The following is a 15,955-nucleotide window of genomic DNA, read 5'->3' on the forward strand; positions in this document are numbered from 1 at the left end:
CCCTTTACGTTGACACGAGATTGTCAGATTTCTTTTTCTTTCGTAACAAGACCTGATCGACAACAATCGCAATGAGCGTGCCTAGAACAAGACCGTTGCTTAATAATGAAATGAGCACAGGATGCATGCCTTTCAAGGCCCCCTGAGGCACAAACATCGCCCCTACGCCTGCTAAAACGGCAATCCCAAGGACAAAGCGAATCCGCGGAATTTCTTCTTTCTCATATTGATCAAACTCTGACATCGCAATCCCAATCATAGAAGAGAAGACCACAAAGTTTACAGCAAGCCCCACAGGTGATGGCAATGCAGAGAAAAAGCTCATGAGCAGCGGAAACAAACTAATGAGAACAACAAGCAGACTTCCTATGAAAAAAGGCTTTCTCGAAGGAATTTTGGTTGTCTGGATAAATCCTGCTGCCCCCGAAATAGGTACAGGCGCAATCGCACCGATCAGCCCGCTTAGTAAATGACCAAATGCTGCGACAAAACCGGCAGGACGTGCTCTCTTCCGCTCACGCAGTTCACCAAATGCCTTCACTGAGCTTTCCACAATTCGGATACTTGCCAGCATGTTCACAATGAGTAAAATCGTTATAAAAAAGGACGTGACAAGCAATCCACTGTCAAAGACCGGCATACCGAATGGAAACAGCTTCGGAAACTCGATGATTTGCTCTGGAATTCGAACTGGCTTCGCCAATCCGAGTAGAGCGAATAACAGCCATCCGCCTGCAAGTGCGAATAACACAGAAAACTGCCTCAAGTAATGCCATTTTGAGCGGCTGATCATGAAGGTGAGGATAATAATCAAGATCGATAAGCAAAAGACAAGCCCGTCTACTTGATTTCCTCGATACCCGATCCCCATCAGCCCTTTCATGATTGGCTGACTTAGCTGCACAACAAGCAGCAGCAGGTAAATGCCTGTGACGACTGGCGTAAATAAAGACGCGAGCCAATTGATGATTTTAAATAGACTAAAAATAAAAAAGAAAATAGCACTAAAAATTAAAGCCCCTTGTAATGCTTGCAAGGTTTCAGGATACGTCGCAAAGATTGTTCCTGTCATGCCGGCATAAAGCGTATACACACCCCACCAAAGCCCTGCTGGACTTTCATTGATTGGCAGCATATGGCCGCATAAACACTGCACCATCGCCACAAGACCAAGTGAAAAGAAAGTACTTTGAATCAGCTCTGCCGATTGTACTTGGTTCAATTCAAATGCTTGTGCAATCGCAATTGGTACGGCAATAGAAGCTGCGATAAAAAATGCCATCCACTGAATGGCGCCCAAAAATAGTTTCAAACTGATCACCTTCCCTTTGTCGTGACAAGACCATTAAAAATCAAAAATAGAGTCGCCGTTCCCGTCCTTCTCTTTTTGACCCTCATCATTTTGCTGAAATTTCTTCGCGCCGCTTGTGCCCATGAGTTTCTCCAGCATGGCTTGATCTGTAGACACAGATGGCGCTGATGGTGTATGTATCGATGGAGGTGGTGAGATGACTGGCGACTGCGGCATTTGCACCTGTGATGGTGCGTCGAGAATGACATCACATAGTGAAGAAATGGCCGCCACTTGACGTTTCACCTCTTCATCATTTCCACTTTGTTTTGCTTTTTGAACCGCTTCCTCCATTTTTTGAAGCAGGCTTGATATATGAATATTCAAGGGTAGACCCTCCAATCTAAAAAAATCTCTTTTCAACATTATTTTACCAAATGAACAAACCAAATGGGTTCATTTTTTCAAAGCAGTGCGCTCACGCCTCTCTTAATTGACCCGTCACCTTTATTCACACATAATAAAAGAAACAAAATCGTCTATGAAAGGATTAAATAATGAACAAGCTCACAGCTCTATTTCAGAAACAAAAAGTCTTTCAGAAGCCGGCAGTTAAAGAACGCATCCGCATTCTTCAAGACTTAAAAGCAGCAATCAAACAGTATGAGAAGGATATTTTACAGGCCTTAGCCCATGATTTACATAAATCCGAACAGGAAGCCTATACAACGGAGATCGGGATGGTGTATGAAGAAATCAATCATACCATCAAGCACCTTCACAAATGGGCGAAGCCAACACGCGCGAAAACACCGCTGACTCATATCGGATCGAAAAGCATGATCATCAAGGAGCCCTATGGAAGTGTGCTCATCATTGCTCCTTGGAACTATCCTTTCCAATTGGCCCTTTCTCCATTAGTCGGCGCGATTTCTGCGGGAAATGCCGTGATCTTAAAACCGTCTGAGCTGACCCCGGCAGTCTCACAAGTGATCAGCACTATCATCAAACGTGTATTTCAAGAAGACCATGCGGCTGTCGTAGAGGGCGGTGTCGATGTCAGTACAGAGCTGCTGAAGCTGCCCTTTGATTATATCTTCTTTACTGGTAGTGTGGCAGTCGGCAAAGTCGTCATGGAAGCCGCCGCAAAGCATTTGACCCCTGTCACACTTGAGCTTGGCGGAAAAAGCCCTTGCATCGTCATGCCTGATGCCGACATCAAGCTGGCAGCGAAGCGGATCACCTTTGGAAAATTCACTAATGCAGGGCAAACCTGCATTGCACCAGACTATTTGCTCGTTCATGAATCCATCAAAGAGAAACTTTTGCGAGAAATGACGGCCTGTATCCGTGACTTTTATGGTGAACATCCCGAAACACATCCGCACTTCGGAAAAAATGTCAGTCAGCGTCATTTTGACAGGCTTTCACAATTTCTCTCAAATGGAATGATCGTCACAGGTGGACAGCGCAATGAACAGGAGCTTAAAATCGCTCCGACCATTTTAGACGACATCACTTGGGAGGATCCCGTCATGCAGGAGGAAATTTTCGGGCCGATCCTGCCTGTCATGACCTTTGATTCTCTGCATGAGGCAGCGCATATGATCAAAGCAAGGCCAAAGCCGCTGGCGCTTTACTTATTTACAACAAATAAAGACACAGAATCGTATATTCTAGAAAACCTCTCATTTGGCGGAGGATGTATCAATGACACGCTTATGCATGTCGCTACACCTTACCTGCCATTCGGAGGCGTCGGCGAAAGCGGCATGGGACGATATCACGGTAAGGAAAGCTTCTTTACTTTTACGCATGAAAAAAGCGTCCTGCGTCAAACGAACCGCTTCGATTTTTCCTTCCGTTATCCAAATGCGAAAAACGGACTCGACTTGGTCCGCAAATTTTTAAAATAAACAGGACGAAGGGGCTCTCCCCTCGTCCTATTTTCATTCAATATCCTTGATACACCAATTGATTTCTTCGAATCCCATTTGCTTTAAATACGTGTTTACCTTTGAAAACGGCCGGCTGCCAAAAAAGCCGTTTCTTGCAGAAAAAGGACTTGGATGAGGTGACTCAATGATGTAATGCTTGTTTTGATCAATGCGTTCTTTCTTATTTTGAGCATGTCTTCCCCATAACACAAAAACGACGGGCTGATCACGTTCATTCAGCACATCAATCACGCGGTCTGTCACACGTTCCCAGCCCTTGCCTTTATGCGAATTCGCCTCTCCCTTCCTCACAGTCAGCACAGTGTTTAAGAGCAGCACACCCTGCTCTGCCCAGCTGACAAGTGAGCCGTGGTTTGGAACAGGACAGCCAAGATCATCCTTTAGCTCTTGAAAAATATTTCTCAAAGATGGCGGGTGTTTGACGCCTGGCTGAACAGAAAAGCTTAATCCATGTGCCTGCCCTGGGCCATGATAAGGGTCTTGTCCTAAAATCACCACTTTGACCTTTTCATATGACGTCAAATGAAGGGCACGATACACGTCATCTGGTTTTGGAAAAACGGTCTGCGTGCGATATTCTTCCTTCATCCATTCTCGTAATTCCTGATAATATGGCTGTTCAAATTCACTTTTCATCACAGCCCACCAGCTATCATTTAAAAATGGCTTCATTGTGGTTTTCCTCCTTCTACTTGCTGCGCTAGTCTGGAGATCATCGGTTTTCCATCCCACACAATCTCACTCTCTGATTCTCGCTTTTTCATCGCTGGTTCTTCTAATAATATAGCAAAGTTCGCTGTTGGCAGGTCGCCTAAATCATGCTTTTCACTTAAATCATCTAGGTAGTTCTTCCTTGTTTCACCAAGATCACTAGACTGATTTCCACCGCCGTCAAAAAACGCATAGATCACGCTGGCAGCTGGTACTCGTTTAACTCGGGCATGCTGTGATACACGCAAAAAGAAGTCCCAGTCCCAATAATGATGCATCGCTGGATCAAAATAGCCAATCTCATCGTGTATAGAGCGTTTGTACATACTGCCGGAAGGAACATATGTAGAAAAGACACGCATATCCTCAATGTCCGCTGTATAAGCAAACAAACGTCTCGACAGTGGAAAACGGGTCGCGCCTTTTTCTTCAAACGACACAATTTCCGCATCAGAAAAGACAAAATCGGCATCTTCCAACTCCTTGCTCATGCGTTCGATATGACAAGGTGTGAAGTAATCATCGTCGTCACTCAGCATGATGACGTCGCCTGTCAGCTCCCGCACCCCCACATTTCTGGCATTCACATGCTGAACATTCTCATCTAAATGAATCAAGCGGATCGGAAGCTCAGGGTAAAGTTCCTGAATGATGTCGACTCGCTCTCCTGCATCATTGACGACGACAATTTCAAAAGGCTGTACGGTTTGTCTTGAAATGGATTCAAGCAGCTCACACAATGCGCTGAGCCGGTTATGTGTCACAATTAATAAGGAAATCTTCATATGCAGCTTACTCCTTTAATAGATTCGTCTTTTTCCATTAAAACATAAATTGGGTTTCTTCTCATGATATAAAAGGCGGTTTGATTTGACGGGAAAATGGGAATTTTTGATGAAAAGGAGTGATGATCATGGAATATATCACGGCTGAGAATAGTAAAGAAGCGAAACAGGCCATCGACCACTTTCATTCATCGGGTTCAACAAAGGACGCTGTATTTGTTTTTGCGTACGACCCAGAACGCTCTGATACCGTAACGGAGTATACAGACGCCAAAAGCATGACTGCGGTCGATCAAGGGATTTTGGATCAAGTCGCCAATGTCATTCGCACCCGGGATGATGAACTGATGGCCAAAATGATGTCAGCTGGCGCCGATCAAAAGTTAGCTTTAACCCTTTTAGACGAACTGAAAAAAGGGAAATTGGTGATTTGTAAAAGGTAAGAAAGAAAGGCGTTCCGAAGAGAGGAACGCTTTTTTATGCCGTTTCATTGTGATAAATGGAAAAGCTGATTATAATAAGGGATAGAACAATAACTGTTACACATCACATTGGAGGTTCAGCAACTATGTCTATGAATAAAGCACTCACCATCGCAGGTTCGGATTCAAGCGGCGGTGCAGGTATCCAAGCAGATTTAAAAACGTTTCAAGAAAAAAACGTCTACGGGATGACAGCTTTAACCGTTGTCGTTGCAATGGACCCTCATAATCATTGGGATCATCAGGTGTTTCCAATTGATACGGCGACGATTCGCTCGCAACTCTCTACCATTGTAGAAGGCATTGGTGTAGATGCCCTGAAAACAGGTATGCTCCCAACCGTCGACGTGATCGAGCTTGCAGCTGACACCATCAAAACATACGACCTAAAAAATGTCGTCATTGATCCTGTTATGGTTTGTAAGGGTGCGAACGAAGTCCTATACCCAGAGCACGCGGAAGCATTGCGCGAAAAGCTCACGCCACTGGCAACCGTTATTACACCTAACCTTTTCGAAGCAGGTCAATTAAGCGGAATCGGCGAGATCAAAACGATTGAACAAATGGAAGAAGCAGCAAAACGCATTCACGAACTTGGTGCTAAATATGTGGTCATCACTGGAGGCGGTAAGCTAAGCGAGGACAAAGCCATCGATTTGCTTTATGATGGACAAACCTTCGAACGCCTTGAAACAGATAAAATCGACACAGAATACACACACGGCGCAGGCTGCACATTCTCAGCAGCAGTCACAGCTGAACTAGCGAATGGATCAGACGTGAAAGAAGCCATTTATGCAGCAAAAGAATTCATCACTGCTGCCATCAAAGGCTCTTTCCAGCTAAACGAATACATCGGACCAACAAAGCATTCTGCTCATCGTTTTGACAAATAAAACAGAAAAAAACCGATTCGCCTTGTTAGTAGGTGAATCGGTTTTTTGTTTATCGAAAGCTGCGTCTCTGTGCAAACAGCCAATCGGTTAAGCCTGGCGTCTCATAAGCAGGCGTCCATGATGCATGGTCATATCCATACTTGCTTGCGTACTCCGTATAAAGCGGATTTCCGCCTGCTTTTTGAATAGCTTGAATTGTATTTCTCGCATAGCTGATAGGGATAATGGAATCATCTTCTGCATGAAATGCCCATATCGGCTTGTGTGCTAAAATTCCTGCCTTGCTTGGATCTGCACCCCCCGCAATAGGAATCATCGCTGCAAACAAACGAGGATATGTGATGTTCAACTGGTACGTGCCAAATCCACCTTGTGATAAACCCGTCGCATAAATCCTTTTCTGATCAATCTGATAAGAAGTTAACACATGCTGAAGGACATCATAAGCTTTGTGTAAATCCGGTGAAAATTGAAACACGTTTGTCAGATCGATTTCATTTTGCAAATTTCTTGTTAATGCAAAGCCTCCATCCACAGCATTTCGCGCCTGAGGGGCTAATACGTACGAAGGATGTTTCTTTTGGACTTCAGGGGAAGCCCATAAAACTGCACCATCATTCGCAAGTAACTGCTTTTGATTGTCTGTTCCCCTCTCACCGCCTCCATGTAAGAACAGGACGAGAGGATAGGCTTTACCCCTCTTACGATTTTTTGGAATATACAGCCGATAAGGCATTCCTTTGTATTCGAAAGATAAAAAAGATGATGCAATGTCCTCTCGTGTGACAAACCGATAATTGTATGTAGACGTGGAAAGGCGGTGGTTTTTCTTGTAAACGCTTACTTTTAAAGTCGTATCTTTTTCGATATGTATGGGCTTTTTGTACAACTGACTTTGAGTTGTCGGCTGGCTGCCATCTGTTGTGTAATAAAGAGAAGCTTTTTGAACGTGAGAATGCAGAGCTACCTCTTGTGAACGATAATATTGACCAGACGGGACTGAAGCAGTTGATGCAGCATACGACGTATGATTTCGGGCAGAAGAAATGGAAGGAAAAAGAAAACTCATAGAAAATAGGATAATCATAAAGGTGATCAGGCATTTCTTGGTTGTATGGTTCATATCGTTCCTCCTGTACATGCTCAGATGAATTTTTATTTATTATTTATCATGACAATAAAAATGTCAACGCTTTCATTTAAATTTCTGAATAATCTGACCGAAACAAAAAAGCATACCCGCAGCCGAGTACACTCTTTTATCCATACTTGAATGCCTATTTTTGCTGATCGGACTCTTTCGCCATTTTTCGAATAAAGGCCTCGATGGATTCAACAAATAAAGCATATTCTTTCATTTGTTTATACGTATCTGACAGCTTCTCTTTCACTTCTTCCTGCTCTAAAGAAGGTTCACCGAGAATAGATTGAACTTGAATGAGCAATTCTTTATATTCTTCACGTTTATCTTCAACATGATCTGCCATTGTCTCCAAGCGTTTTCTAGTCGTCGGCTGCTGTTTTGAATTCAAGTAAACAACCCCTTTTTTGTCCTACCGCATTTGGATAAACGTCAGCCTCAGCTGTATATATTTTAAAATGATACCATAATTCCACCTGTTATCATATATGTAAAACGTCATCAAACCGCTTTAGGCCAACCTTGTATATACACGATATAGACCTTAAGATACAGGCTGATTTCACTAGAAAAAAACAGATCATTGATCTGCTCAGATTGTAGACAAATTATTTTTCAAGCCGGATTTCCCCTATTTCCTTCTGACTCTTGAAGGCAGTTCTTTTTTGCTCAAATTTCATAGCTAATACTAATATGAAAGCTATTATTAAAATAATACTTAAGAAAATCAAACCGGCTTGCATTTTTCCTGTAGCATCTTTTAACCATCCAACTGCATAAGGGCCAACAAAACCTCCTAGACTTCCAATTGAATTAATGACTGCAATTCCAACAGCTACTGTGGCTGGACTCAATATCATAGTGGGTAATGACCAAAAAGGACCTTTAAAACAATACATGGCTGCCAATGATATGGTGATGAAAATCATTGCAATAAATGGATTGGATACCATTCCTACACTGAGTAACGTTAAACCAGCTACGAGTAACGGTAAAGCTGTGTGCATACGTCTTTCACCAGTGCGATCTGAGCGTCTTGACCAGTAATTCATGACGATTGAAGCAATAATGTAAGGGATTGTAGCAATGAAGCCGATCTGGGTGTTTGATAAATAGCCAGATAATCCTTTAATAATTTGGGGCATCCAATATCCAACGCCCAGTGTACCTGCAGTATATACAAAGTAAATTAAGGCGAGGTACCACAGTTTAGGATCAGTCAAGGCCGTCTTATGACTAGAGGTTTGTTGGCCTTTCTTTTCTCTTAGCTCCTCGTCCTTTCTTAATTCTGAAATCAACCAATTTTTTTCTTCAGCTGTTAGCCACTTTGCTTGTTCTGGCCGGTCTGTTAAGTAGAAATATGTAACAAACCCTAAAATAACAGCAGGGGCGCCTTCGATAATAAACATCCAACGCCATCCAGGCACATTCATCCAATGAATATGATCAATAATTAAAGTAGAAACGGGAGCTCCTATAATATAAGAAACGGCGATTGCTGTCATAAACATCGCAATTGTACTTGCTCTTTCTTTAGCTCGGAACCAATAAGTAAGGTATAGAATAATACCTGGAAATAGACCTGCCTCTGCTATTCCAAGAAGGAATCTAATGATATAGAGCTGGGTAGCATTCTGAGCAAACCCAGTTGCCATAGAAATAATTCCCCAAGTAAAGAGTATCCTAGTAATCCAAACTCTTGCCCCAAATTTTTGCATTAAAATATTACTTGGTACTTCAAACAGAAAATAACCTATAAAAAAAATACCTGTCACAAGACCAAACATTTTACTTGTTAGTCCTAGTGCTTCATTCATTTCCAATGCAGCATATCCCACATTTGCCCTGTCTAGATAAGAAATAATATAGAGTAAAAATAGTAACGGGATAATTCTTCGTGTCACCTTTCGAATCGTCTTCTTTTCGAAATTCAATTGAGAATTTTCCAATCAAATTCCTCCTTTTAAAAAGAAATTTTGACAACGCTTACATTTATCTAAAAAATAAAGAGATACTCTTACGCTTCTGTAAGATGTCTAAGAGTATCTCCATTTACCCTTCTGTTGTTTCCTCAAGACAGCGAACAAAATGAAATATATCTGTCAAAAATGTTTATTTCCAACTAGAAACGCTCTCAATATCTGGTATACCGTTAAATATTAAGTGTTTCGGTTGATAATTAATGTTACCTAACACGGTTTCTCCATCTACATCAGGAAAAGCAGTCTCAGTAGAAGTAGAATCCAGAACCACAAGGTTATTTGGAGTAAAAGTAAAATCGTCAATTCCTAACAATTTAGGAGCTGTTACCAGAACGGTTCTAAAAGCTTCATCTAGAGACAGTCCACCTACAATCATTTTAGAAATGATGTAGCTCATGTTATAAACAGGGTATTTTCTCCATGACGCGCTTGTTAAATCTGAACTGATCGTATCTGGTTTAATTCCCTCAGCTAAGCATTTATAAAAAACATTCCAATTAAAGTGTTTTCTACCGTGACCGATATCTAATACTATCCCTCTTTCTACTGCATCTAGAAATTCTTTTTTTACCTTCCCGGCAGTATTTAACACGTTTCCATCCCTTCCTTGAAATGGATGAGTGAGAATGTCCCCTTTATTAAAATATTGTGTTACCTCTTCAATATCTAGTTTAGTTTCAGTTAAATGAACCATCATTCGTAAATCAGTTCGATCGGCTGCTTCTCTTGCTAAGCGTAATAAAGACCGGTCAGTCGTTATATCCACCTGACCTAAGCGAATCTTAATTCCTAATAAACGATCATCAGCTAAAGATGCAACTTCAACAATTCGATCCAACGAAATACTTTCTGGCTTGGTTGGGTTAGGGTTGGGATGATTGGTTAGCCCTTCTGGTAAGGCTGATAACCAAGAACGAACTGTTAATGGGCTCTTTTCCCAATAACGATTTGCTTCCTCCCATCCGTCATAGCCAAAAGTACCTGCGTCCCCAACTGTCGTTACTCCTGAGGAGAGATATTGTTTATCTTTCACACCAATTTCCGCTCCAGGTGCCCATAAATGACAATGAAAATCGACTAGTCCTGGTACAATTACGCTAGATTCAGATAAATGAATCTCCCTATCATCCTCATGAGTAACTGTTATTCTTGTAGACTTATTTGGAATGAATCCCTTTTCTGACCAAATAGAACCGCCTTTAAAATTCCATACTCCCATGCAAATACACCCCTTAACTTCATATTGATATAATAGATTCGTTTATTTATTTGTTAACAATAGCATCTTCTTTACATGCCTTGATAACATCCAACCACTGTGCTAAATCACTGACCAATATACACTTCTCTTCTTTTTGGGAAGTGGAACAATCAACTAAGTGGTTCATTTCCATACACAAACCAATAAGACAGCGCTTTCAAAAATAAAATGAATGACGCAACCCCAATCCCCAAAGGATTATCACGCACCTCAAAAAAATTTTTATGATTTATCCTATGTAATAAAAATTACTATTTTTTATATAAAAGTAATGTTTATTACCAACAATTTAAATGTATGTTATCACTCATACTTAATAAAGTAAATCTTTTTTATAAAGAACAGCAGATAAAGTAAAACGAACAGTGAAGCAAATGGGAAACGATCGTTTTCCGGAAAATATAATGGAATTGATGGCGAGGGATATATAGACGTTGTGATTACCATTGGTCCAAAAGCAAAAAAACAATGAAAATAAAAATTCCACTTATGACAGTGGAATAAAATGAGGATGCGGTATTGGGGTACCCAATTTCCCGCACCTCGCTTATCTGATAGAGAAATGTATTCATCAAACCTTTCTATCAATCGTGCAGACGGCTCTGAATCTCCTTTTTTTATATGACGTGCTGTTTTTGGTTACTTTTAATTTCAAAACATATTGATCATCACTTGTAGGGTTCGGATCAACGACCTGCTTCTTTTTGTAAATGCCATGTCTTCAATGTCAGCTTTGTTTCATTTCTTCCACTGATGGAGATTGATTTATTTCCCGGGGAAGGAAAGTAACGTGCAGTAAAAACTTCTCGGCCTCCGTTTACAAAAATCTCAATCGACGATGCATCAATAAAGATATGCAGGTCGTGTAATTCCTCTATGACCGCTTCACGAACTTCTTTTGATCGATCTTCAAATCGATCCCGTTCTAATGTCAGCTTCCCTTCCTCTTTATCATAGATGATCCGTGCAGCTGCACGGATACAGCATTCAAACCCTTTCTGTGTGTCAATTTGATCAATGAATACCTCTGCGCTCGTAATATCATCTACAGGGATAGAATGAACAGAACGTTTAATATGAAAAACATGCTCTTGTTCATTGGTCCGCATGGATTGAAGTTCACTTACTGGTTTTTGAATGAGATGTCCGTCATCATCTAAACGGAGCTCTCTCGGGATCGTGAGGCAGTGTATCCATTGATAAGAAATCGTCGGATGATGCTCTTCTCCTTGATCAGGCACCCCCATCCACCCGATTAAAAGACGTCTGCCTGATTCGTCTAAAAAGGTTTGCTGCGCGTAGAAGTCAAAGCCGCGATCCAGCTCCTCAAACGCTCCATGCGTATATTGATAAGTATGATCATCCAATCTCCCAACAAAATAACCTGATTGATGGGTATTGTGATATTTTAAACCATCCGGCTTGAGCCCTTGCGGTGATACAATCAATACATCTCGGCCGTCTAACTCAAACAGGTCTGGACATTCCCACATAAAGCCGAAATTGTCTAAACCATTCTTTCCACTGCCTGCAATCGTGCCTTGAAACGTCCACTTCTCTAACGTATCAGAGGTAAACAAAACAAGGTGTCCTTTCAGGTCTAAACTTTGTGCACCAAGAACCATGTACCACTGTCCATTCCTCTTCCATACCTTTGGATCTCTAAAATGGGCAGTGAAACCTTCCGGCAGCGTTGCCACGACACCTTTTTTCTGAAAGTGAATGCCATCCTCTGAAACAGCTAAACATTGATACGTCTCACGGTTCCCTTGTTCATCCCGAACGTTTCCAGTGTACATCACATGCATCTGCCCATCGTCTATAAATGCACTGCCAGAATAACAGCCGTTTTGATCAAACCAATCACTTGGGGCAAGAGCGGCTTCTTCGTGATGCCAATTCACTAGATCTGTCGATGTGTAATGACCCCAGAATTTTGCACCATGTCCCGTTTTGAATGGCTGCCACTGATAAAAAACATGATAAATTCCTTTCCACTGAATCAGTCCATTCGGATCATTTAAAAGACCGACTGGCGGCATTAAATGAAATTGCTGCCGGTACACATCCTTTTTAACCAAATGCTCATAGTTTCGAATACGTTCTGCTATCTTTTGACGAAGTGCTGCGTCAGTTGTTGTCATGACTGTGACCACCCCTTGATTATTTTTCGACTTCTTTTACTTTAAAAATGATGGTGAGAATAAATGAAACAGCAACAGCGATTAACATACCAATCACATAATTGACCACATTTTGAACACCGAATGGTGCTGCAATCGCAATCATCGGAATGCCTGTTAAACCATAAGCATTGGCGGCTACCTTCGTGAAAACGACAAATGCCCCGCCCAATGCGCCCCCGATCATCGCCGCAATAAATGGTTTACGGTAGCGAAGGTTTACACCGAATATAACAGGCTCGGTAATTCCTAAAAAAGCAGAGAAGGCAGCAGGAAGGGCAATTTCTTTTGTTTTTGCACGCTTGGCTAAGAAAAAGACAGCCAATCCTGCCCCGCCTTGCGCGACATTGGACATTGCCCAAATTGGCAGCAAATAGTTACGTCCAATATCATTCAGCAATCCTGCCTCAATCGCATGGAAGCTATGGTGAACCCCTGTGAGCACAATTAAAGAGTATGCACCGCCGAAAATGAGTCCTGCTAAGAACCCTGCATGGTCATAAATAAACGTCAGCGCATTCGAAATTCCTGTACCAAGCATTCTTCCAAGCGGGCCAACTGCAATAAACGTCACAAATCCAGTTACAATCACCGTCACAAATGGGGTCACAAGTAAATCAATACTGTTCGGAACGACCTTTCTTAAATTCTTCTCAACAAGACACATGATATATACGGTCAATAACACTGGAATAACCGTCCCTTGGTAACCAAGAAGAGCAATATCAACATTGAATAAATGCATATATTCTGGTTTTGCTTCCGTCAAACCCCACGGATTAAGCAGATTCGGGTGAATCATAATTCCCCCAATGACGGCTCCTAAATACGGATTTCCGCCAAACTCTTTCGCTGCACTGACCCCAATTAAAATCGGCAAAATGATAAAGGCTGCACTTGAGAACATATCAAGCATTTGGAAGACCGCAGAGCTTGGGTCAGCCCATTTGAAGGCTTTCATCATTCCTAAGAGACCCATTAATAAACCGCTTGCCACAATTGCTGGAATGATCGGTACAAAAATATTCGATAACGTCTTTGCAAAACGCGCAAGTGGATTCATTTTTTGTTTCACTGCTTCATCATGGCTGACAGGCTTTTGTTTCTCGTCGCCAGTCTCGAGACCAGTCTCACGAGCAAATGGTTCATACACTTTGTTGACAGATCCAGTTCCAAAAATCACCTGAAATTGCCCTGAACTCGAGAAAGCCCCCTTCACTCCTTCAAGTTCTTCAATAGCCTCTTTGTCAATCAAATCCTCGTTTTTCACCACCAATCTGAGTCTTGTTGCACAATGTGTGGCACTGATGACATTTTCCTTGCCGCCTAACAGACTTGTTAATTCTTTGGCTGTTTTTTGATAATCCATGATGTCTCCTCCTTTTTTAAAACAAAAAAGACCTAAAATTCACCAACGAGCAAAGGACATACACGTCCCCTCGTTACGCAAATTTTAGGTCTTGCCTGCCTGACAGTCACAATCCCACGATATCAAATTTTGATGACGCTTTCATCATAGTATAAGACTGTGACATGCGTCAACCTCTTTTTCAAATCCAATGACCCATATACACTAATAAGAGTAGTGTGCATAAAAAAAAGCCTGCATGCAGGCACGATCATTTTAAACCAATTCGGCTTCCTGCAGACGCTGGACATGCAGCGTGATGTAGCCGATCTCCGATTCAGGGAGATGAAGTCCATATTCATCTTTTAACAAATCAGCGAGTCCAAGTGCACATCGGTAAGCCGTATCATACTTTGTTTGGATAAAAATCAGCATGTCATCGTCCATGATTTGAAATGCCTCATTCGATTCCAACCTGCCTAATGCATACCTCAAATGTGTCACAAGCCGCTGATAGGAAATACTATCCTCATCAATTGAATGCTGAAAATAGCTTTCAATATGCTCGATCATTTCTTTGATCATCGTTGTATATTTTACGGTCTTTTTCATGGACTCCGTATTCATTTTGGCCGTATGAATATGAAGTGCCACATATCCTGCCTCATCGTCCGGCAGTTCGACCCCAAGCCGCTCCTTTACATAACGAATGGCATACTTTCCAATCTCATATTCCTGCTTATATAAGACTTTGATCTCACCAAGCAATTTATTATATAACACAATGCCTTTTTGAAGGCGTTCAATGGCGAAGGACAAATGATCAGTCAGTGATATGTGGATGTGATCACTGAGCGGCATCATGAGTTTACCTTCTGCATAACTGATGATATGCTCTGCCACTTCAATATGCGCTTCTGGCAATGTGGCAAGAATTTGTTTGAATTTCTCATTTTCTTCACGCACAACAAAGATTTTCTCTATTTTTTGAAGAGGAACGACGTCATTTTTCCCCTTCTGAAAAGCAATTCCGGGACCCATCACAATTTTCTCCTGATCGCCCTCCTTTACAACCACTGCGTTGTTATTCAATATTTTATATATCTTCAAGGGGTATCCTCTCCCAGCAGATAACATTTCTTATGTGGGATTTTACCCTGTTTCACTTTTTCTGTAAAGGTAAGAGCGGACCAGCACGCGCCTCTCGCATCGTCTTCTCTTCAAGCATCATCAGACTTTGAGTCATCCGCTTCTCTGTCCTGCGTTTCTTCTTATGTTCTTCTGCCAGCTTTTCCAGCTCTCTCTCTTTCACTACTTGAAAAAATCCGGCATCCGCCGCGGCCGCCTGAAACCCTTGCTGCTTCATCATCACACCAGGGTTCACAAGCACATTCATCATGAAACCAAACCATACGCTCAACCAGCTTTTTAATTTCTTCACTGAACATCCCTCCGCTTTTCTTAGAATCTAGCAACTCTATCAAAACAACTGCTCCTATCATATCCCGAGAAAAAAGAGAGGTTTGTCACAATCTGGGTGAAAAAACAAACTAGTTTTCAGAAGTTTTGTTGAAAAGTGCAGAAGATCATCATGTGCCTAGATGTTTCATTGAAAATTTTATGCACACGCTATCCCAAAGATAAGCACACCTTATCAACAGGGTTTATCCACATATCAACACCCTCTCACTAGATTTTGTGTATGTAAATTTTTTATTTTCCATATATGTATCTTAATAATCGAGTTATCAACAGACATTTGTGAATAAGTGCGACTTTATAAACAAAATAGTTCTTTGTAACTATGTAAAATAAGACCATTTTAGTAAAGGAATTGTTTTCAACATATTGAATACTTAATAACGGGCAGTGAATCTTTCCTATTTATCCACAAAAAGAAAGGCTATCTCCCTAAAA

15 protein-coding genes are annotated in these 15,955 nt (G+C 41.6%); 3 read left to right on the forward strand and 12 right to left on the reverse strand.

Annotated elements, in window-relative coordinates; all coding sequences use genetic code 11:
* Positions 1–4: 4 nt before the first annotated feature.
* Positions 5–1,312: a purine/pyrimidine permease gene (locus tag AC20OE_RS03250; protein WP_041087711.1), complete on the reverse strand. Its 1,308-nt coding sequence runs from the start codon at positions 1,310–1,312 to the stop codon at positions 5–7.
* Positions 1,313–1,345: 33 nt separating this feature from the next.
* On the reverse strand, positions 1,346–1,678 hold the full coding sequence (locus AC20OE_RS03255) for a YwdI family protein (RefSeq protein ID WP_039182322.1): 333 nt from the start codon (positions 1,676–1,678) through the stop codon (positions 1,346–1,348).
* 170 nt (positions 1,679–1,848) lie between these two features.
* On the opposite strand from AC20OE_RS03255, the gene AC20OE_RS03260 reads away from it, so the two are divergent.
* Positions 1,849–3,207 carry an aldehyde dehydrogenase gene (locus tag AC20OE_RS03260; RefSeq protein ID WP_487268361.1) on the forward strand — a complete coding sequence of 453 codons (1,359 nt, stop codon included), beginning with the start codon at positions 1,849–1,851 and terminating at the stop codon, positions 3,205–3,207.
* Positions 3,208–3,240: 33 nt separating this feature from the next.
* On the opposite strand, the gene AC20OE_RS03265 is transcribed toward AC20OE_RS03260, so the two are convergent.
* Together AC20OE_RS03265 and AC20OE_RS03270 are read right to left on the reverse strand one after the other, a co-directional pair.
* Positions 3,241–3,921 (reverse strand): uracil-DNA glycosylase, encoded by a 681-nt coding sequence (locus AC20OE_RS03265; RefSeq protein ID WP_039182328.1) that lies wholly within the window; start codon positions 3,919–3,921, stop codon positions 3,241–3,243.
* Positions 3,918–4,745 carry a glycosyltransferase family 2 protein gene (locus tag AC20OE_RS03270; protein ID WP_059377864.1) on the reverse strand — a complete coding sequence of 276 codons (828 nt, stop codon included), beginning with the start codon at positions 4,743–4,745 and terminating at the stop codon, positions 3,918–3,920. Before AC20OE_RS03270 ends, AC20OE_RS03265 begins: the two co-directional genes overlap by 4 nt.
* Before the next feature lie 128 nt (positions 4,746–4,873).
* On the opposite strand from AC20OE_RS03270, the gene AC20OE_RS03275 reads away from it, so the two are divergent.
* Both AC20OE_RS03275 and AC20OE_RS03280 read left to right on the forward strand, forming a co-directional pair.
* Positions 4,874–5,188: a YflT domain-containing protein gene (locus tag AC20OE_RS03275; protein WP_059377862.1), complete on the forward strand. Its 315-nt coding sequence runs from the start codon at positions 4,874–4,876 to the stop codon at positions 5,186–5,188.
* 125 nt (positions 5,189–5,313) lie between these two features.
* Complete coding sequence (locus AC20OE_RS03280; RefSeq protein ID WP_059377859.1) at positions 5,314–6,123, forward strand: bifunctional hydroxymethylpyrimidine kinase/phosphomethylpyrimidine kinase; 810 nt, start codon at positions 5,314–5,316, stop codon at positions 6,121–6,123.
* A gap of 49 nt (positions 6,124–6,172) precedes the next feature.
* On the opposite strand, the gene AC20OE_RS03285 is transcribed toward AC20OE_RS03280, so the two are convergent.
* The 8 genes from AC20OE_RS03285 to AC20OE_RS03320 form a co-directional block, all read right to left on the reverse strand.
* Entirely contained in the window at positions 6,173–7,246 is a 1,074-nt protein-coding gene (locus AC20OE_RS03285; RefSeq protein WP_268464903.1) for a chitobiase/beta-hexosaminidase C-terminal domain-containing protein, read from the reverse strand.
* 154 nt (positions 7,247–7,400) lie between these two features.
* Positions 7,401–7,655, reverse strand: a complete 255-nt coding sequence (locus tag AC20OE_RS03290; protein WP_024423823.1) for a hypothetical protein — start codon at positions 7,653–7,655, stop codon at positions 7,401–7,403.
* A 217-nt stretch (positions 7,656–7,872) separates the two neighbouring features.
* Positions 7,873–9,213, reverse strand: a complete 1,341-nt coding sequence (locus AC20OE_RS03295; RefSeq protein WP_099663791.1) for an MFS transporter — start codon at positions 9,211–9,213, stop codon at positions 7,873–7,875.
* Positions 9,214–9,376: 163 nt separating this feature from the next.
* Positions 9,377–10,465 (reverse strand): amidohydrolase family protein, encoded by a 1,089-nt coding sequence (locus tag AC20OE_RS03300; RefSeq protein ID WP_099663792.1) that lies wholly within the window; start codon positions 10,463–10,465, stop codon positions 9,377–9,379.
* Between the two features lie 728 nt (positions 10,466–11,193).
* Positions 11,194–12,651: a glycoside hydrolase family 32 protein gene (locus AC20OE_RS03305; protein WP_039182348.1), complete on the reverse strand. Its 1,458-nt coding sequence runs from the start codon at positions 12,649–12,651 to the stop codon at positions 11,194–11,196.
* 19 nt (positions 12,652–12,670) lie between these two features.
* Complete coding sequence (locus AC20OE_RS03310; protein ID WP_039182351.1) at positions 12,671–14,059, reverse strand: sucrose-specific PTS transporter subunit IIBC; 1,389 nt, start codon at positions 14,057–14,059, stop codon at positions 12,671–12,673.
* A 255-nt stretch (positions 14,060–14,314) separates the two neighbouring features.
* A complete protein-coding gene (locus AC20OE_RS03315) occupies positions 14,315–15,148 on the reverse strand; it encodes a PRD domain-containing protein (RefSeq protein ID WP_039182354.1) in 834 nt (277 codons plus the stop codon).
* 52 nt (positions 15,149–15,200) lie between these two features.
* On the reverse strand, positions 15,201–15,479 hold the full coding sequence (locus AC20OE_RS03320; protein ID WP_064498918.1) for a hypothetical protein: 279 nt from the start codon (positions 15,477–15,479) through the stop codon (positions 15,201–15,203).
* Between the last annotated feature and the right edge of the window lie 476 nt (positions 15,480–15,955).

It is taken from the genome of Bacillus sp. SRI_025, assembly GCF_057592095.1.